The organism is Citrobacter sp. Cpo142, from assembly GCF_030332425.1.
GTDB classification, from domain to species: domain Bacteria; phylum Pseudomonadota; class Gammaproteobacteria; order Enterobacterales; family Enterobacteriaceae; genus Citrobacter; species Citrobacter portucalensis.
The window spans coordinates 247,506-264,616 of the sequence record NZ_JAOWHW010000124.1 but is presented as its reverse complement, the minus strand read 5'-3'; the positions used below and the strand labels follow the sequence as shown (position 1 = coordinate 264,616).

The following is a 17,111-nucleotide window of genomic DNA, read 5'->3' as shown; positions in this document are numbered from 1 at the left end:
GAGCATGGCGACGGGGTTTGCGTGTCATACGCTTACCTCGCATTCGCCCTCTTTATCCTTTTCGCATAGGTCAAACAAGTTTGAGGACTTGCTTCAGAGGGAATCTCAATTACTGCATAAATATGATGAGCAGACTGCTCATCCAGAAAGCTTCCAGCGGATTTCCACGTTATCGGGAATCCACACACAGGTCAAATGGCAATCTTATTTATGCAAAAATGTGCTATAGGGCGATTAACTTTATGAATGTGTTGAAATTTAAGGCTTTTTTACATTGATTTAACGCAAGGGGAATGGAGTGCGAAGTGTGATCTGTCTCACTGTCAGAAAGGCTGTATATCCCCCGTCCTCCCTTTATTTATCGCTATGCTTGGCATTTTATGCTGGTTTTTAGAGTTTTGGCGTCTTAAAGATACTGTTTTTATGCTGAGAGTATAAGAAGATAAAAAAAACAGTCGGATATAAGGAAAAGTAATTTCATTTTGAATGAATGAAATTTCGATTATTTTGATTCGTTATGCAATAAATAAAGGCACGCCAGGGCGATTGATCCAGGTCATCGCCGACTGGGGCAAAAAATGGCAGGCTTTGGCCTCTTTTCAAGGCGCGGTCTACCAGATTATGCAGTTACAGAAATTAGTCAATATGTTTGGTGGGGATCTTTCTCGCCGTTACGGGCAAAAGGTTCATAAACTCACGCTTCACGGCGGCTTTAGCTGTCCAAATCGAGATGGCACTATCGGACGTGGCGGATGTACTTTCTGCAATGTCGCCTCGTTTGCCGATGAAGCACAGCAGCACCATTCTATTGCCGAGCAGCTTGATCATCAGGCGCATCTGGTCAATCGTGCGAAACGCTATCTGGCCTATTTCCAGGCCTATACCAGCACCTTTGCTGAAGTGCAGGTGCTGCGTTCGATGTATCAGCAGGCGGTTAGCCAGGCCAGTATCGTTGGGTTATGCGTTGGGACGCGCCCCGACTGTGTGCCGGATGCGGTACTCGATCTGCTTTGCGAGTATAAAGACCTCGGCTATGAGGTATGGCTGGAACTCGGTTTGCAAACTGCGCATGACAAAACCTTGCACCGTATTAACCGCGGCCATGATTTTGCCTGTTACCAACGCACTACGCGACTGGCACGCGAGCGCGGGCTGAAAGTGTGCTCACACCTGATTGTCGGTCTGCCGGGAGAAGGGCAGGCAGAATGCCTGCAAACCATGGAACGTGTGGTGGAGACGGGTGTTGACGGTATTAAGCTGCACCCGCTGCATATTGTGAAAGGCAGTACGATGGCGAAAGCCTGGGAAGCCGGGCGGCTGAACGGAATTGAACTGGACGACTATACGGTTACCGCCGGGGAGATGATCCGTCATACGCCGCCAGAGGTGATTTATCATCGAATTTCCGCCAGCGCGCGCCGCCCAACGCTGTTGGCACCTCTATGGTGTGAAAACCGCTGGACCGGCATGGTCGAACTGGATAAGTACCTTAACAAGTACGGTGTGCAAGGCTCGGCGCTCGGTACGCCATGGGTGCTGCCTGAGAACTAACTCTCCGTAGGCCGGATAAGGCAAAGCCGACATCCGGAAATCTGCGCCTGCTTGCCTGATGGCGCTTTGCTTATCAGGCGTACGATGGCCTCTCCGCGGTCATTTCACCGATAACCTCCGCATTTCTTGCACAATCTTCAACGTCACGCTGAGAATTGAGTATTATTGTGCCAAGTTGTCGTGAAGGAACCCTCTATGAAGCAAATCCGTATGCTGGCGCAATATTACGTCGACCTGATGATGAAGTTAGGTCTGGTGCGCTTTTCGCTGCTGTTGGCGCTGGCTCTGGTCGTGTTGGCAATTGTGGTGCAGATGGCTGTCACCATGGTGCTGCATGGCCAGGTAGAAAGCATTGATGTCATCCGCTCTATCTTTTTTGGTCTGTTAATTACCCCCTGGGCCGTATATTTCTTGTCCGTGGTGGTGGAGCAACTTGAGGAGTCCCGGCAACGCCTGTCACGACTGGTACAAAAGCTGGAAGAGATGCGCGAGCGCGATCTCAAGCTCAATGTGCAGTTGAAAGATAATATTGCCCAGCTCAATCAGGAAATTGTTGAGCGTGAAAAAGCTGAAGCAGAGCGCCAGGAAACATTCGAGCAGCTTAAAGTCGAAATCAAAGAGCGCGAAGAAGCGCAGATCCAGCTTAAGCAACAGTCTTCCTTTTTACGCTCTTTCCTCGATGCCTCGCCGGATCTGGTTTTTTATCGCAATGAAGATAAAGAGTTTTCCGGCTGTAACCGTGCCATGGAGCTGCTGACTGGCAAAAGCGAAAAGCAGCTGGTGAACTTAAAACCGGCTGACGTTTACTCTCCTGAAGCGGCTGAAAAGGTGATTGAGACCGACGAGAAGGTGTTCCGTCATAATGTCTCGCTCACCTACGAACAGTGGCTGGACTACCCGGACGGGCGCAAAGCCTGCTTTGAAATTCGCAAGGTGCCTTACTATGACCGCGTAGGTAAGCGACATGGTCTGATGGGCTTTGGGCGCGATATCACCGAACGTAAGCGTTATCAGGATGCGCTTGAGCGCGCCAGCCGCGATAAGACCACCTTCATTTCTACCATCAGCCACGAGCTACGCACCCCGCTTAATGGCATTGTCGGCTTAAGCCGGATCCTGCTGGATACGGATCTGACCGCGGAGCAGGAAAAATACCTGAAAACAATCCACGTCTCTGCCGTGACGCTGGGGAATATTTTCAACGATATTATCGACATGGATAAGATGGAGCGACGTAAAGTCCAGCTCGATAACCAGCCTGTTGATTTCACCAGCTTTATGGCGGATCTGGAAAACCTCTCTGGCCTACAGGCGCAGCAAAAAGGGCTGCGTTTTGTGCTTGAGCCAACGCTACCGCTGCCGCATAAGGTCATTACCGACGGCACGCGTTTGCGTCAGATCCTGTGGAATCTGATCAGCAACGCCGTGAAGTTTACCCAGCAGGGGCAGGTGACCGTGCGGGCGCGCTATGACCAGGGGAATATGCTGCATTTCGAAGTTGAAGATTCAGGGATCGGCATTCCGCAGGATGAGCAGGATAAAATCTTCGCCATGTATTATCAGGTGAAGGACAGCAATGGCGGTAAACCGGCCACGGGGACAGGGATTGGTTTAGCCGTGTCGAAGCGTCTTGCGAAAAACATGGGCGGTGATATTACGGTTTCCAGCCAGGCAGGAAAAGGGTCCATCTTTACGCTGACCGTGCATGCCCCTGCAGTAGCGGAAGAGATTGAAGATGCTTTTGAAGACGATGAACTGCCGCTGCCAGCCCTGAATGTGCTGCTGGTGGAAGACATTGAGCTGAACGTTATTGTTGCGCGCTCCGTGCTGGAAAAATTAGGCAACAGCGTGGATGTCGCGATGACCGGGAAAGCCGCGCTGGAAATGTTTACGCCGGGTGAATATGACCTGGTGTTGTTGGATATTCAGCTACCGGATATGACCGGTCTGGATATCTCGCGGGAGCTCACGCAAAAATACGCCCGTGAAGATCTGCCACCGCTGGTCGCACTCACCGCCAACGTACTGAAAGATAAAAAAGAGTATCTGGACGCAGGCATGGACGACGTGCTGAGTAAGCCGCTGTCGGTTCCGGCGCTAACCGCCATGATCAAAAAATACTGGGATACCCGAAACGAAGAGGAGAGCACTGTGACATCTGAAGAAAGCAGTAAATCGCAAGCGCTGTTAGATATTCCTATGTTGGAACAATACCTCGAGCTGGTGGGACCGAAGTTAATTACCGACGGGCTGGCGGTGTTTGAGAAGATGATGCCGGGATATTTGAGCGTGCTGGAGTCCAACCTGACGGCACGGGATAAAAAAGGTGTTGTTGAGGAAGGCCATAAAATTAAAGGCGCAGCAGGTTCAGTGGGGCTGCGTCACCTGCAACAGCTAGGTCAGCAAATCCAGTCGCCGGATCTTCCTGCCTGGGAAGATAACGTTGCTGAATGGATTGAAGAGATGAAGCAGGAGTGGCAGCACGACGTGGCAGTATTAAAAGCCTGGGTGGCGAGCGTGGAAAAAAAATGACCCCGGCTTGACCGGGGTGCGCGAATACTGCGCCAACACCAGGGAAATCGTGGCTGCGCCGTAAATTATTATCATTGTTTACAAGGGCGCAGCCCTAATTTTCAGGCCGCACGCAGTTAAGATAGCAAATCTTAAATAATTTGTTACATGAATCAGTTAAATGTGTGAAGCGTAGCATTTAAATCATAATAACTAATATGTTTCAGCCAGTTGAGAAAGGAGTATCACGATGAAAAAAGTGGGTGTAGTGCTCAGCGGATGCGGCGTGTATGACGGTGCAGAGATCCATGAAACTGTTCTCACGCTTCTGGCCATTGCCCGCAACGGCGCTCAAGCCGTCTGTTTTGCACCGGATAAACAACAAGCGGATGTGATTAATCATCTGACCGGCGAGCCGATGCTGGAAACTCGCAATGTGCTGATTGAAGCCGCGCGCATCACACGTGGCGATATTCGCCCACTTGCGCAGGCAGTCTCATCGGAACTGGATGCGTTGATCGTGCCGGGTGGGTTTGGTGCGGCCAAAAATCTGAGCAATTTTGCCAGTCAGGGCAGCGAATGCCGGGTTGACAGCGATTTAGCCGCGCTGGCGGTGGCCATGCATCAGGCGGGTAAGCCGTTGGGATTTATGTGCATTGCGCCTGCCATGTTACCTAAAATTTTTGACTTCCCGCTGCGTCTGACCATCGGCACTGATATCGACACGGCAGAGGTGCTGGAAGAGATGGGCGCTGAGCATGTGCCTTGTCCGGTTGATGACATTGTCGTCGATGAAGACAACAAAATCGTCACCACGCCTGCCTATATGCTGGCGCAGGACATCGCTCAGGCTGCGAGTGGCATTGATAAACTGGTATCGCGTGTGTTGGTGCTGACTGAATGAGAAAAGGAGTAACCGCCTTTCTGCGACGTATTTTTCTGCGGGTGGTGGTTGTCCTCGCCGTATTCTGGGGCGGGGGTATCGCACTTTTCAGCGTGATGCCTGTGCCTTTCTCGGCGGTGATGGTCGAGCGACAGCTGGGCGCATGGCTGTCCGGTGATTTCGGCTATGTGGCGCACTCGGACTGGGTGAGTATGGATGAGATCTCACCGTGGATGGGACTGGCGGTTATTGCTGCGGAGGATCAGAAGTTTCCAGACCACTGGGGGTTTGACGTCACCGCCATAGAGAAAGCGCTGGCGCACAATGAACGCAATGAAAACCGCATTCGCGGGGCGTCGACGTTATCGCAACAGACGGCGAAAAACCTGTTTTTATGGGATGGACGTAGCTGGGTGCGTAAGGGCCTTGAAGCCGGGCTAACGCTGGGTATGGAAACCGTCTGGAGTAAGAAACGTATTCTGACCGTCTATTTGAATATCGCCGAGTTTGGCGATGGAGTATTTGGCGTGGAGGCGGCGGCGCAACGGTATTTTCATAAACCGGCCAGTCGGTTGAGCCTGTCTGAAGCGGCCTTGCTGGCAGCAGTATTGCCCAATCCTTTGCGTTTTAAGGCGAATGCGCCTTCTGGTTATGTGCGTAACCGCCAGGCTTGGATTATGCGCCAAATGCGTCAGTTAGGTGGTGAGTCGTTTATGCGGGAAAATAAGCTGTATTAGCGTAGTTATTGCCGGATGCGGCGTAAACGCCTTATCCGGCCTACTGGCTACGTTCTGTGTACTCGATTAATCTTCATCAAACCCTGAATTAAACAGGGCAATCACTGCGGCCAGGGCTTCTACTTCCTGTGGTCCCGTGGCTTCGACTTCTATCTGACGCCCTTTGGCTGAATCCAGCATCAGCAGAGCGATAACGCTGTTGGCCTCGGCTTCCGTTCCTTCATCATTACGCAGTAAAACTTCTGCTTCGAAACCCTGCATCAATTCAAACAGTTTCATCGCTGGGCGGGCATGCATGCCCAGCTTATTGGTGATTTCAACGGTTTGCTTCACGGTCATGATTTACGTTTTTCCAGCGTACGATGGCGTGACTGCACGTTTTTACCGCGTGAGCGGAAGTAGTCTGCCAGCTGCTCTGCAATATACACCGAACGGTGTTTCCCGCCGGTACAGCCGATGGCTACGGTAAGGTAGCTACGGTTGTTGGTCTCCAGCATGGGTAACCATAGCTCAAGATAGCTGCGAGTCTGGTAGATAAAATTGTGTACTTCTGTGTGCCTGTCGAGGAATGCGGCGACGGGGCGGTCAAGACCGGTCATTGGGCGCAGCTTCGGATCCCAGTGTGGGTTAGGCAGGAAGCGCACGTCAAAGACGTAATCCGCATCAATCGGGATACCGTGTTTGAAACCAAAGGATTCGAATACCATCGTCAATTCACGTTCACGTTTACCCAGCAGTCGGGTACGTAACATTTCCGCCAGTTCGTGTACGGACATTTCGGAGGTATCAACGATCAGGTCAGCGCGAGAGCGCAGAGGCTCCAGCAAATCGCTTTCCTTATCGATAGCGCTTTCCAGAGACAAGTTCTTGCTGGAGAGCGGGTGTAAACGGCGCGTGTCGCTGTAGCGACGAATCAGCGTGTTACGGTCTGCATCAAGGAACAGCAGCTGTGGTGAGAAACCCTCGGGCAGATTATTCATTGCCTGCTCGAAAATTTCCGGGGACTCAGGCATGTTGCGCACATCAATGCTGACGGCCGCAGAAATCTGGCGATCGGCCAGTGTACGAGCCAGATCGGGCAACAGCACTACGGGAAGGTTATCCACGCAGTAAAAACCCATATCTTCCAGCGCACGCAGGGCGACAGATTTACCTGACCCTGAACGGCCGCTGACGATCATCAGTACCATGTACTGTTTCTCCTCACAACGACAAAAAAGGATGCCATTGGGTTGTTATGCTTCATCCTGTCCACCTTCGGTGTCCGTGATGATTTGATACAACTCCTGGTCACTCTGCGCGGCGCGCAGACGACGACAGATGGTTTTATCTGCCAGACGTTTTGCGACCAGTGACAACGTATGCAAATGCGTCTTGGTTTGGTCTGCCGGGACCAGCAGGGCGAAAAGCAGATCGACAGGTTGATTATCAATGGCGTCGAAGGCGATGGGTGTTTCGAGTTGAACAAACACACCAACCGCGCGCATCGTGTCTTCTTCCAGCTTTCCGTGCGGGATAGCAATACCATTACCGATGCCGGTACTGCCCATTTTTTCACGCGTCAGAATGGCTTCAAATACCACCTGAGAAGGCAAGCTAAGCTGTTTTGCCGCAAGTTCGCTGATGATTTCCAGTGCGCGTTTCTTGCTTTGGCAGTGAACGCCTGCGCGTGTACATTCCTGGTTAAGAACAGTGCTCAGTTGTAGAGTCGTATCGTTATTTGTCATAATTTCACCTAAGCGCTAACTGTACAAATGGCCCGTTGTGCTACACAACAGGCCGTCCTGCACCCGCTAACTGCCCGGACAAGTTAGTGCTGTTTCAGTTTATCTTTATGTTTTGTTAACTGCCGAGCCAGTTTATCAATTAAACCGTCAATGGCGGCGTACATATCCTGACCTTCCGCGCTGGCATGAATTTCGCCACCGTTCACATGCAGTGTTGCATCCGAGATATGTGTAACCTTCTCCACTTTCAACACAATATAGACCTGATTAATCCGGTCGAAATATTGTTCGAGCTTGGCAAATTTTGTATTCACAAAATCGCGCAGGGCTTCGGTGATTTCGACGTTGTTTCCAGTGATGTTGAGCTGCATAGTGTCTTCCTTATCGGTTGGGTCAGACCAGCTGTTTGCGCTGGTTAGACGGCGGAATGGATAAAGACTCTCGGTACTTCGCAACAGTGCGGCGCGCCACCATGATACCCTGTTCTGACAGCATAGAGGTTAACTTGCTGTCACTCAGCGGTTTCGCGGGGTTTTCCGCAGCAATTAATTTCTTCACCAGCGCACGGATAGCTGTGGATGAGGCTTCACCTCCGCCTTCAGTGTTAACGTGACTGGAAAAGAAATACTTCAATTCAAAAATGCCGCGCGGACTGTGCAGATACTTTTGCGTGGTCACACGGGAAATGGTCGATTCGTGCATCTCGACGGCCTGGGCGATATCCGCCAGTACCATCGGTTTCATATACTCTTCGCCTTGTTCAAAGAAAGCTTGCTGCTGCTCAACGATGCAGCGGCTGACGCGCAGCAACGTATCATTGCGGCTTTCCAGGCTTTTAATCAGCCACTTCGCATCTTGCAGATTGCTACGAATAAACTGGCTGTCGGCATCGTTGCGTGCGCTATTGCACATCGCGGCGTAGTGCTGGTTAATCTGTAAGCGCGGAATGCTGTCGCCGTTGAGTTCGACCACCCAGCGATCGTTATGCTTACGCACCAGCACATCCGGAATGACGTACTCCGGCTCGCCAGTCTGGATCGACTGCCCTGGGCGGGGATCAAGCGACTGGATGAGGTTGACGGCTTCTTTCAGCACGTCTTCTTTCAGTCGGGTCACGCGCATCAGCGTGCGGAAGTCATGGTTGGCTAACAGATCGAGATGATCGCTGATGATCAGGCGCGCTTCATCCAGCCACGGTGTGGCTTTATCAAACTGCGAAAGTTGGATCAGTAAGCAGTCACGGAGATCTTTGGCGGCCACGCCAACGGGATCAAAGCGCTGAACACGTTTAAGCACGGCTTCGATTTCGTCCATACCGACGTCGTCATCGCCCATGCTTTCGAGAATATCGTCCAGTGTCACGGTGAGATAACCGGTTTCGTCTACCGCATCCACAATGGATGTCGCAATGGCGCGATCGGTATCCGAGAACGGGGTCAGTTCCACTTGCCACATCAGGTAATCCTGTAGTGATTGCGTGGTCTCACCCTGATAGACTGGCAGTTCGTCGTCGATGTAATCTCCGCTGGTGCCCGAAGGCGTCCCGGCGGTGTAAATTTCATCCCAACTGGCGTCAAGCGGCAACTCCTCAGGCATCTCTTTTTGTTCGAGTGCATCTGCGGTGTCGAGGGTTTCGCTGTCCTGTTTTTCCTGGGTATCAATTTCGTCGTGAAGATCGGTTTGCTCGAGCAGTGGGTTACTTTCCAGCGCTTGCTGAAGTTCTTGCTGAAGTTCCAGCGTGGACAACTGCAACAGACGGATAGCCTGTTGTAGCTGAGGCGTCATCGCCAGTTGTTGGCTAAGCCTGAGTTGCAAACCTTGCTTCATGTTCAGAGTTGTTTTCTCCTGCAGTGACGTGAAGTCTTCTACCCTATCAGAGTCTGAAGTCTTCCCCAAGGTATACGCGCTTAACGTGCTCATCCTGCAGTATTTCTGTTGGCGTGCCGTGCGCGATCAGGTGCCCCTGACTTACGATATAGGCGCGCTCACACACTGCCAGCGTTTCGCGGACGTTGTGGTCGGTAATCAGCACGCCAAGGCCGCTGTCGCGCAGGTGTTCGATGATCCGTTTAATATCAATAACAGAAATCGGGTCAACACCGGCAAACGGTTCATCCAGCAGGATAAATTTCGGATTGGCGGCCAGTGCGCGAGCGATCTCCACGCGGCGTCGTTCACCACCGGAGAGCGACTGACCTAAGCTGTCGCGCAGGTGCTCGATGTGGAATTCTTCCATCAGCTCGTTGGCGCGATCTTCGCGCTGCTCGCTGGTCAGATCGTCACGAATTTGCAGCACCGCCATCAGGTTATCAAACACGCTCAGGCGACGGAAAATCGATGCTTCCTGCGGTAAGTAGCCGATGCCGCGACGCGCGCGCGCATGCAGAGGCAGCAGACTGATGTCTTCGTCATCAATGATAATGTTACCCGCATCGCGCGGGACAATGCCGACTACCATGTAAAAGGTTGTTGTCTTGCCTGCACCGTTAGGACCGAGCAGACCGACGATCTCCCCGGAGTTGACGGTCAGACTGACATCTTCAACCACACGACGGCCTTTATAGGCTTTTGCAAGGTTCTTTGCAGTTAATGTTGCCATAACGAATCAGTTACCTTTTTTCTCTGCCGGAGCCTTGTTTTTGTCCTGCAACTGCGACGGAACCAGAACGGTGGTGACGCGTTTGCCTTTATCGCTGAAGGCCTGCATTTTCTGCTCTTTTACCAGATAAGTGATCTTATCGCCCGTGATGTTGCTATCGAGCTGTTCCAGATACGCCTTGCCGGTGAGAACGACAAAGTCTTTCGCCAGTTCATAGTGCATCTGAGAGGCGTGGCCTTTAACCGGTTTACCGTTGTCCTGCATCTGGTAAAACGTCGCTGGATTGCCATAGCCATCAATCACTTCTTTGCCGTCTTCACCGCCAGGACGGGTCACGACGACTTTATCGGCGTTAATTTTGATGGTGCCCTGAGTCACAATCACGTTGCCAGTAAACGTCACCACGTTGCCCTGCATATCCAGGGACTGCTGGTCCGATTCAATGTGAATCGGCTGCTCGGTATCGCCGGTGACGGCAAATGCCGGAATGCTGGCGGCCAGAAGTGAGCTGGCAAGTACAAGATTAAGGCTGAGTTTGTTTGTTTTGGATTTCATATGAGGTTCTAACCTTTTCAATCAGCTCGGCGTTCTTGCTGCGTAAGTTGCCGCGCATCTTCAGTCCGCTGGAGTTAAATGTTGTGCCATACAACGTCACCAGATCATCGGAAGTGACGTCTTGTGTCACCAGGTTAATCTGCGCGTTATCGGTCGTAATTCTGCGTAGTTGAGAGTCAGGCACCAGGGCGTTAACCTCAACATGGCCGTACAGATACAGCATCCGATCGTTGGTCAATTTGGCTTTATCGGCCTTGATCGTCCAGGTCGGTACTTTATCCTTATCAAACGTGGTTAATACCGGTTGAGTAAACCACGAAACCGCTTGTTCCGAATAATATTCAACGTGTTGTGCGATCAAGTGATAGCTCAGCGCGCCTTCCGGACTATACACGACGGTATCAGTATGTTCGCTCTTATAGGTTGGCTCGTTGTTATTGACGACGACCTGAGCGGTGTCATCTTTGTCTGCCAGATTAATACCAATCATCACAAGGACAGCCAGCGACAGTAGAATGATAACCCAACGTCTGGTTTTGCTCATATCGATTGCCCTTTGGCCTCGTCCAGTTTGCCCTGCGCCAGGAGTAATAAATCGCAGACTTCACGCACAGCGCCACGTCCCCCATTAATACGGGTGACATAATCGGCCCGCGGGATCAGCAAAGGGTGGGCATCTGCCACCGCGACGCTTAATCCCACTTTAGCCATCACCGGCCAGTCGATCAGATCATCGCCAACGTAGGCGACATTCTCCGGCGCGATCGCCAGTTTGCTAAGGAGATCGCCAAAGGCAACCAGTTTGTCTGACTGCCCCTGATACAGGTGGGTGATCCCCAAAGTGGCACAGCGATCTTCTACAAGTTTAGCCTTTCGTCCGGTAATAATGGCAACCTCAATACCGGAAGTGAGCGCACAGCGAATTCCGTAACCATCACGGACGTTAAAAGCCTTCAGCTCTTCACCGTTGTTGCCCATATAAATCAGACCATCAGACAGTACGCCATCCACATCCAGGATCAGCAAACGGATGTTTTCTGCCCGGGTGATAACGTCTGTGCTGACGGGTCCATAACAGGTCGCAAGCGACGCACCTGCTTTACTCATTTTCGTTATCCTTGAGTTTCTTACACTACACCTGCACGCAGCAGATCATGCATATGTAACACACCGAGTAACTGGTCGCCATCAGCAACCATTACCGAGGTGATATGGCGGGACTGCATTAAGTTCAGGGCATCGACGGCAAGAATACCCGGACGCACGCGAATGCCTCCAGGGGTCATCACATCAGCAATGCCTAACTGGCGTACATCAACGCCCATATCGAAGACACGACGTAAATCGCCATCGGTGAAAATACCGTCAATCTTCATGGCATCATCGCAAATGACGGTCATACCGAGATTTTTACGTGTGATCTCAATTAAGGCGTCACGCAGGCTGGCGTTTTTAGTCACATGCGGGATCTCGTCGCCCGTATGCATAATATCGTTAACGCGCAGTAAAAGCTTACGGCCGAGTGCGCCACCGGGATGAGACAACGCAAAATCTTCCGCGGTAAAGCCGCGCGCTTTTAATAATGCCACCGCAAGGGCATCGCCCATCACCAGTGTTGCTGTCGTGCTGCTGGTCGGTGCCAGGCCTAACGGACAGGCTTCCTTGGGCACTTTAACACACAGATGCACATCTGCCGCACGCGCCATACTGCTTTCCGGACGACCGGTCATGCAGATAAGTGGTACATGAAGACGTTTTAATACCGGGATCAGCGCCGCTATCTCATTGGATTCACCGGAGTTAGAGATGGCGATGACCACATCCTGCGGTGAGACCATACCCAAATCGCCATGTGCGGCTTCGCCTGGGTGTACAAAAAATGAGGGGGTGCCGGTGCTGGCAAATGTGGCTGCCATTTTCCGCCCGATATGGCCGGATTTCCCCATTCCCATCACCACCACTTTGCCCGGGCAGCTGAATATTTTCTCGCATGCGAGGGTAAAATTTTGGTTGATGTACTGATCAAGCTCCGCCAGGCCTTCACGTTCAATTGCCAGGACTTCCTTGCCTGCTTTCTGAAAGTCAAAACCCGGTTGCAACTCTAAGTGCGACATAATGCGTTTCCAGTTATCCAACGAGAAGTGGCGATAACCAATACAGCATCGCCAGCCATATGATAAAACCGCCGGTCAGCAGCGCACCTGCGCCGCGACCAATCTGGCGCGGACGTCGCCAGCAGAGTAGTGCAAAAATTACGCTCACCAGCAGCATGACGCTATAGTCGCGGGTGAAGGCCATCGGATTGACTTCACCCGGCGTAATCAGCGCCGGTAGCCCGAGGACGATAACAATATTAAAAATGTTCGCGCCGATAATGTTACCGACGGCAATATCGTTTTCACCTTTACGCAGACCCGCAATCGCCGTTGCCAGCTCCGGCAGACTGGTACCAATGGCGACCACCGTCAGCCCGATGGTAAGTTCGCTCATGGCGAAATAGTTCGCCAGTACGGTAGCGTTATCCACCACCATACGTGTTGCCATTGGCATGATAATCAGCGCAATGCCCAACCACAAAAATGCGACAGGTAATCCGCCTTCGCGCGGCAGCTCAGCTATCTGCTCACGTGTCAGGCTGTCATTGCCTTGTCGCTCGGCCAGACGGGCGATTTTAACAATGAATAGCAGCCATAGCACGGCCAGAAGCAGAAGAAAGAAACCGTCGCTGCGGCTCAACTGCCCGTCATACAGGACAGATGCAGCTAAAATACTTACCAGCAACATTAGCGGTAATTCACGACGCAGAACATCAGAATGCACGGTAAAAGGATGAATCAGCGCCGACAGGCCTAAAATAAGCAGAATGTTGGTGATGTTAGAACCTATGGCGGTCCCGACAGCCAGATCGAGTTGCCCATTCATCGATGCGGCAACGGAGACAATTATCTCGGGTAACGACGTACCCATGCTGACCACGGTCATTCCGATGATAATGGGAGGAATACCGAAATTTCGACATAAAATGGATGCGGCAAATACCAGACGGTCGGCACCGTAGACCACCAGAAGTAAACCAATTATTAACAGCGCCGTCGCTAAAAGCATCTAAAGTCCTTTCTTCAGGTATACTCGCCGGTCCACTTGAAGGATCTTCTGGAAGCCGTAACGAAGTCTTAATTTTGACTTTATGCGGCTAAAAAGTAAAACAAATGCCAGCTTTCGCTAACCAGGACAGGCAATAATCTGTAAATATGTTGGGTTCAGGGCTAAATTGAGCGCCAAACTCTTCGATCAACGAGGCAATAGTAAAGGATGAATCAATGGGGCAGTCTGTGGCGAATCTAGTCGATATGCGCGATGTCAGCTTTTCCCGGGGTGACCGCTGCATCTTTGATAATATTTCCCTGACGGTACCGCGCGGTAAGGTGACGGCGATCATGGGGCCATCAGGCATCGGCAAAACGACGCTGTTGCGTCTGATTGGCGGACAGATCCCCCCGGATAAGGGCGAGATCCTGTTTGACGGTGAGAACGTCCCGGCCATGTCCCGTTCGCGTTTATTTACCGTGCGTAAGCGCATGAGTATGCTGTTTCAGTCTGGTGCGCTATTTACCGACATGAATGTTTTTGACAACGTCGCGTACCCTCTGCGCGAGCATACGACGTTGCCAGCGCCGTTGCTGAAGAGCACGGTGATGATGAAGCTCGAGGCCGTCGGCCTGCGGGGTGCGGCCAAATTAATGCCTTCTGAATTATCCGGTGGGATGGCGCGTCGCGCCGCGTTAGCACGTGCTATCGCGCTGGAGCCAGACCTCATCATGTTTGATGAGCCGTTCGTCGGCCAGGATCCCATCACCATGGGCGTTCTGGTGAAGCTGATTTCAGAACTGAACAGCGCGCTGGGCGTCACCTGTGTGGTGGTATCCCATGATGTGCCTGAGGTACTGAGTATTGCGGATTACGCCTATATAATGGCGGACAAAAAAATAGTGGCCTACGGTAGTGCTCAGGCGCTACAAGAAAATGCCGATCCGCGCGTACGCCAGTTCCTTGACGGCATTGCCGATGGACCGGTTCCGTTCCGTTACCCGGCGGGCGACTACCACATCGATTTACTCAAAACAGGGAGTTAAGCCACCCATGTTGTTAAATGCGCTGGCATCACTCGGACATCGGGGAATAAAAACCCTCAGGACGTTCGGGCGAGCCGGATTAATGTTGTTCAATGCGGTTGTCGGCAAGCCGGAGTTTCGCAAACATGCGCCGCTGCTGATACGCCAGCTCTATAATGTCGGTGTCTTATCGATGCTGATCATTATTGTTTCTGGCGTGTTCATCGGTATGGTGCTGGGGTTGCAGGGATACCTGGTGCTGACGACTTACAGCGCGGAAACCAGCCTCGGTATGCTGGTGGCACTGTCATTGTTACGTGAGCTGGGACCGGTTGTTGCGGCGCTGCTGTTTGCCGGGCGGGCCGGGTCGGCCTTAACCGCAGAAATTGGCCTGATGCGGGCGACCGAACAGCTTTCCAGTCTGGAAATGATGGCCGTCGATCCACTGCGCCGGGTGATTTCCCCACGTTTTTGGGCCGGTGTTATTTCATTGCCGCTGCTGACGATTATTTTTGTCGCAGTCGGGATCTGGGGTGGTTCACTGGTTGGCGTAAGCTGGAAGGGTATTGATGCGGGCTTTTTCTGGTCGGCTATGCAAAATGCCGTCGACTGGCGTCTGGACCTGGTCAACTGTCTGATTAAGAGCGTGGTGTTCGCCATTACGGTCACATGGATTGCATTGTTCAATGGTTATGATGCGATCCCGACCTCTGCCGGGATTAGCCGGGCAACGACACGCACCGTTGTGCACGCCTCTCTTGCCGTTCTGGGGCTGGATTTTGTGCTGACCGCACTGATGTTTGGGAATTGAGTTCATGCAAACGAAAAAAAATGAAATTTGGGTCGGGTTATTCTTGCTGGTTGCGCTGCTGGCAGCGCTGTTTGTGTGCCTGAAGGCAGCGAACGTCACCTCAATGCGTACTGAGCCGACTTACACGATTTATGCGACCTTTGATAATATCGGCGGCCTGAGAGAGCGTTCTCCGGTGCGGATTGGCGGGGTGGTAGTTGGACGCGTATCGGACATCTCGTTAGATCCGAAAACGTACCTGCCGCGCGTGACGCTGGAAATCGAATCGCGTTTTAACCATATTCCTGACACCAGTTCTCTGAGCATCCGTACTTCCGGTCTGCTGGGCGAACAGTATCTGGCATTGAACGTGGGTTTTGAAGATCCTGAGCTGGGAACGTCTATCCTCAAAGATGGCGGTACGATTCAGGACACGAAATCCGCGATGGTGCTGGAAGATATGATTGGTCAGTTCCTTTACAACAGCAACAGCAACAGTAAAGGTGATGACAATAAGAATTCTGGCGATGCGCCAGCCGCAACTGACGGCAATAATGAAGCCACTACGCCTGCGGGCGCAACGAAATAATCTCAGGAGAATCGACGTATGTTTAAACGATTGATGATGGTGGCTATGCTGGTGATTGCTCCACTTAGCGCGGCAACCGCAGCAGACCAGACTAACCCGTACAAACTGATGGATGAGGCGGCGCAGAAGACCTTTGACCGTCTGAAAAACGAGCAACCAAAAATCCGTTCCAACCCCGATTACCTGCGTCAGGTCGTCGATCAGGAACTGCTGCCTTATGTGCAGGTTAAGTATGCCGGTGCGCTGGTGCTGGGCCGTTACTACAAAGATGCGACTCCTGCCCAACGTGAAGCCTATTTTGCCGCATTCCGTGAATATCTGAAGCAGGCTTACGGCCAGGCACTGGCGATGTACCACGGCCAGACCTATCAGATTGCCCCTGAACAACCGCTGGGTGATGCGACTATCGTACCTATCCGCGTAACCATCATCGATCCAAACGGTCGTCCTCCGGTACGTCTGGATTTCCAGTGGCGTAAAAACTCCCAGACCGGTAACTGGCAGGCGTATGACATGATCGCCGAAGGCGTAAGTATGATCACCACCAAACAGAATGAGTGGAGCGACCTGCTGCGTACCAAAGGTATTGATGGTCTGACGGCGCAGCTGAAATCTATTTCTCAGCAGAAAATCACGCTGGAAGAGAAAAAATAATGACGCAGTCACTCACCTGGACGCGTGAAGGCGACAAGCTGGTGCTGGTGGGAGAGCTGGATCAGGACGTGTTAAATCCCTTATGGGATGCGCGAATTGAGGCGATGAAAGGGGTATCTTGCATCGATCTGAACCAGGTATCCCGGGTAGATACCGGCGGTCTGGCGTTACTGTTGCATCTGATTAATCAGGGCAAGCAGCAGGGAAACAGCGTTTCGCTCACTGGCGTGAACGATAAAGTGTACACGCTGGCGCAGCTTTACAATTTGCCTGACGACGTCCTTCCGCGTTAATTTTTCCAGGCCGGATAAGGTCTTGTGCCACTATCCGGCAAAACCCCTGAGGGGGAGCTGCTACTAAAGCCTTGTCTGATTTATCAGCGAGGCTTTTTGCTTATTTATGA

20 protein-coding genes are annotated in these 17,111 nt (G+C 52.0%); 9 read left to right on the top strand and 11 right to left on the bottom strand.

What is annotated here, in order from left to right:
- Positions 1 to 621: 621 nt before the first annotated feature.
- From mnmL to mtgA, 4 genes are all read left to right on the top strand, one after another.
- Positions 622 to 1,551, top strand: coding sequence for a tRNA modification radical SAM protein MnmL/YtqA (gene mnmL / locus OGY18_RS14675; RefSeq protein ID WP_286553487.1), 930 nt, complete (start codon positions 622 to 624; stop codon positions 1,549 to 1,551).
- Positions 1,552 to 1,746: 195 nt separating this feature from the next.
- On the top strand, positions 1,747 to 4,083 hold the full coding sequence (arcB, locus tag OGY18_RS14670; RefSeq protein WP_286553459.1) for an aerobic respiration two-component sensor histidine kinase ArcB: 2,337 nt from the start codon (positions 1,747 to 1,749) through the stop codon (positions 4,081 to 4,083).
- Between the two features lie 229 nt (positions 4,084 to 4,312).
- Positions 4,313 to 4,966 (top strand): isoprenoid biosynthesis glyoxalase ElbB, encoded by a 654-nt coding sequence (elbB, locus tag OGY18_RS14665; RefSeq protein WP_003828774.1) that lies wholly within the window; start codon positions 4,313 to 4,315, stop codon positions 4,964 to 4,966.
- Positions 4,963 to 5,682, top strand: coding sequence for a monofunctional biosynthetic peptidoglycan transglycosylase (mtgA, locus tag OGY18_RS14660; RefSeq protein WP_057067621.1), 720 nt, complete (start codon positions 4,963 to 4,965; stop codon positions 5,680 to 5,682). The genes elbB and mtgA overlap by 4 nt, the downstream gene beginning before the upstream one ends.
- A 66-nt stretch (positions 5,683 to 5,748) precedes the next feature.
- On the opposite strand, the gene npr is transcribed toward mtgA, so the two are convergent.
- From npr to OGY18_RS14605, 11 genes are all read right to left on the bottom strand, one after another.
- Positions 5,749 to 6,021, bottom strand: coding sequence for a PTS phosphocarrier protein NPr (gene npr, locus OGY18_RS14655; protein WP_003828770.1), 273 nt, complete (start codon positions 6,019 to 6,021; stop codon positions 5,749 to 5,751).
- Complete coding sequence (gene rapZ, locus OGY18_RS14650) at positions 6,018 to 6,872, bottom strand: RNase adapter RapZ (protein ID WP_003025085.1); 855 nt, start codon at positions 6,870 to 6,872, stop codon at positions 6,018 to 6,020. Before rapZ ends, npr begins: the two co-directional genes overlap by 4 nt.
- Before the next feature lie 45 nt (positions 6,873 to 6,917).
- Positions 6,918 to 7,409: a PTS IIA-like nitrogen regulatory protein PtsN gene (ptsN, locus tag OGY18_RS14645; RefSeq protein ID WP_003025083.1), complete on the bottom strand. Its 492-nt coding sequence runs from the start codon at positions 7,407 to 7,409 to the stop codon at positions 6,918 to 6,920.
- An 83-nt stretch (positions 7,410 to 7,492) separates the two neighbouring features.
- Complete coding sequence (gene hpf / locus OGY18_RS14640; RefSeq protein ID WP_003025078.1) at positions 7,493 to 7,780, bottom strand: ribosome hibernation promoting factor; 288 nt, start codon at positions 7,778 to 7,780, stop codon at positions 7,493 to 7,495.
- 22 nt (positions 7,781 to 7,802) lie between these two features.
- Positions 7,803 to 9,236, bottom strand: a complete 1,434-nt coding sequence (gene rpoN / locus OGY18_RS14635; RefSeq protein ID WP_032934192.1) for an RNA polymerase factor sigma-54 — start codon at positions 9,234 to 9,236, stop codon at positions 7,803 to 7,805.
- A gap of 46 nt (positions 9,237 to 9,282) precedes the next feature.
- Entirely contained in the window at positions 9,283 to 10,008 is a 726-nt protein-coding gene (lptB, locus tag OGY18_RS14630; RefSeq protein WP_003828761.1) for an LPS export ABC transporter ATP-binding protein, read from the bottom strand.
- Between the two features lie 6 nt (positions 10,009 to 10,014).
- Positions 10,015 to 10,563, bottom strand: coding sequence for a lipopolysaccharide ABC transporter substrate-binding protein LptA (gene lptA, locus OGY18_RS14625; RefSeq protein WP_003828759.1), 549 nt, complete (start codon positions 10,561 to 10,563; stop codon positions 10,015 to 10,017).
- Positions 10,532 to 11,107, bottom strand: a complete 576-nt coding sequence (gene lptC, locus OGY18_RS14620; RefSeq protein WP_003828757.1) for an LPS export ABC transporter periplasmic protein LptC — start codon at positions 11,105 to 11,107, stop codon at positions 10,532 to 10,534. Before lptC ends, lptA begins: the two co-directional genes overlap by 32 nt.
- Positions 11,104 to 11,670, bottom strand: a complete 567-nt coding sequence (gene kdsC / locus OGY18_RS14615; RefSeq protein WP_148361422.1) for a 3-deoxy-manno-octulosonate-8-phosphatase KdsC — start codon at positions 11,668 to 11,670, stop codon at positions 11,104 to 11,106. The genes lptC and kdsC overlap by 4 nt, the downstream gene beginning before the upstream one ends.
- Before the next feature lie 20 nt (positions 11,671 to 11,690).
- Complete coding sequence (kdsD, locus tag OGY18_RS14610; protein ID WP_148361423.1) at positions 11,691 to 12,677, bottom strand: arabinose-5-phosphate isomerase KdsD; 987 nt, start codon at positions 12,675 to 12,677, stop codon at positions 11,691 to 11,693.
- Positions 12,678 to 12,690: 13 nt separating this feature from the next.
- Complete coding sequence (locus OGY18_RS14605) at positions 12,691 to 13,668, bottom strand: calcium/sodium antiporter (RefSeq protein ID WP_003828751.1); 978 nt, start codon at positions 13,666 to 13,668, stop codon at positions 12,691 to 12,693.
- 215 nt (positions 13,669 to 13,883) lie between these two features.
- Here OGY18_RS14605 and mlaF point away from each other — a divergent pair, with 215 nt between their 5' ends.
- The 5 genes from mlaF to mlaB are packed head-to-tail and all read left to right on the top strand — an operon-like array spanning position 13,884 to position 17,001.
- Complete coding sequence (gene mlaF, locus OGY18_RS14600) at positions 13,884 to 14,696, top strand: phospholipid ABC transporter ATP-binding protein MlaF (RefSeq protein WP_003828749.1); 813 nt, start codon at positions 13,884 to 13,886, stop codon at positions 14,694 to 14,696.
- Positions 14,697 to 14,703: 7 nt separating this feature from the next.
- Complete coding sequence (gene mlaE / locus OGY18_RS14595; protein ID WP_003025053.1) at positions 14,704 to 15,486, top strand: lipid asymmetry maintenance ABC transporter permease subunit MlaE; 783 nt, start codon at positions 14,704 to 14,706, stop codon at positions 15,484 to 15,486.
- Positions 15,487 to 15,490: 4 nt separating this feature from the next.
- Positions 15,491 to 16,054: an outer membrane lipid asymmetry maintenance protein MlaD gene (mlaD, locus tag OGY18_RS14590; RefSeq protein WP_286553453.1), complete on the top strand. Its 564-nt coding sequence runs from the start codon at positions 15,491 to 15,493 to the stop codon at positions 16,052 to 16,054.
- Positions 16,055 to 16,072: 18 nt separating this feature from the next.
- Positions 16,073 to 16,708 (top strand): phospholipid-binding protein MlaC, encoded by a 636-nt coding sequence (mlaC, locus tag OGY18_RS14585; RefSeq protein WP_003025047.1) that lies wholly within the window; start codon positions 16,073 to 16,075, stop codon positions 16,706 to 16,708.
- Positions 16,708 to 17,001, top strand: a complete 294-nt coding sequence (gene mlaB, locus OGY18_RS14580; protein WP_003025045.1) for a lipid asymmetry maintenance protein MlaB — start codon at positions 16,708 to 16,710, stop codon at positions 16,999 to 17,001. Before mlaC ends, mlaB begins: the two co-directional genes overlap by 1 nt.
- The last annotated feature ends 110 nt before the right edge of the window (positions 17,002 to 17,111 follow it).

Bases quoted from the DNA above. Each gene is read 5' to 3' on its own strand.
- mtgA (WP_057067621.1), top strand. From the start codon at position 4,963: ATGAGAAAAGGAGTAACCGCCTTTCTGCGACGTATTTTTCTGCGGGTG.
- ptsN (WP_003025083.1), bottom strand. From the start codon at position 7,409: ATGACAAATAACGATACGACTCTACAACTGAGCACTGTTCTTAACCAG.
- kdsD (WP_148361423.1), bottom strand. From the start codon at position 12,677: ATGTCGCACTTAGAGTTGCAACCGGGTTTTGACTTTCAGAAAGCAGGC.
- lptC (WP_003828757.1), bottom strand. From the start codon at position 11,107: ATGAGCAAAACCAGACGTTGGGTTATCATTCTACTGTCGCTGGCTGTC.
- OGY18_RS14605 (WP_003828751.1), bottom strand. From the start codon at position 13,668: ATGCTTTTAGCGACGGCGCTGTTAATAATTGGTTTACTTCTGGTGGTC.
- npr (WP_003828770.1), bottom strand. From the start codon at position 6,021: ATGACCGTGAAGCAAACCGTTGAAATCACCAATAAGCTGGGCATGCAT.
- lptB (WP_003828761.1), bottom strand. From the start codon at position 10,008: ATGGCAACATTAACTGCAAAGAACCTTGCAAAAGCCTATAAAGGCCGT.
- mlaD (WP_286553453.1), top strand. From the start codon at position 15,491: ATGCAAACGAAAAAAAATGAAATTTGGGTCGGGTTATTCTTGCTGGTT.
- elbB (WP_003828774.1), top strand. From the start codon at position 4,313: ATGAAAAAAGTGGGTGTAGTGCTCAGCGGATGCGGCGTGTATGACGGT.
- kdsC (WP_148361422.1), bottom strand. From the start codon at position 11,670: ATGAGTAAAGCAGGTGCGTCGCTTGCGACCTGTTATGGACCCGTCAGC.
- mlaF (WP_003828749.1), top strand. From the start codon at position 13,884: ATGGGGCAGTCTGTGGCGAATCTAGTCGATATGCGCGATGTCAGCTTT.
- hpf (WP_003025078.1), bottom strand. From the start codon at position 7,780: ATGCAGCTCAACATCACTGGAAACAACGTCGAAATCACCGAAGCCCTG.
- mnmL (WP_286553487.1), top strand. From the start codon at position 622: ATGCAGTTACAGAAATTAGTCAATATGTTTGGTGGGGATCTTTCTCGC.
- lptA (WP_003828759.1), bottom strand. From the start codon at position 10,563: ATGAAATCCAAAACAAACAAACTCAGCCTTAATCTTGTACTTGCCAGC.
- mlaE (WP_003025053.1), top strand. From the start codon at position 14,704: ATGTTGTTAAATGCGCTGGCATCACTCGGACATCGGGGAATAAAAACC.
- rpoN (WP_032934192.1), bottom strand. From the start codon at position 9,236: ATGAAGCAAGGTTTGCAACTCAGGCTTAGCCAACAACTGGCGATGACG.
- arcB (WP_286553459.1), top strand. From the start codon at position 1,747: ATGAAGCAAATCCGTATGCTGGCGCAATATTACGTCGACCTGATGATG.
- mlaC (WP_003025047.1), top strand. From the start codon at position 16,073: ATGTTTAAACGATTGATGATGGTGGCTATGCTGGTGATTGCTCCACTT.
- rapZ (WP_003025085.1), bottom strand. From the start codon at position 6,872: ATGGTACTGATGATCGTCAGCGGCCGTTCAGGGTCAGGTAAATCTGTC.
- mlaB (WP_003025045.1), top strand. From the start codon at position 16,708: ATGACGCAGTCACTCACCTGGACGCGTGAAGGCGACAAGCTGGTGCTG.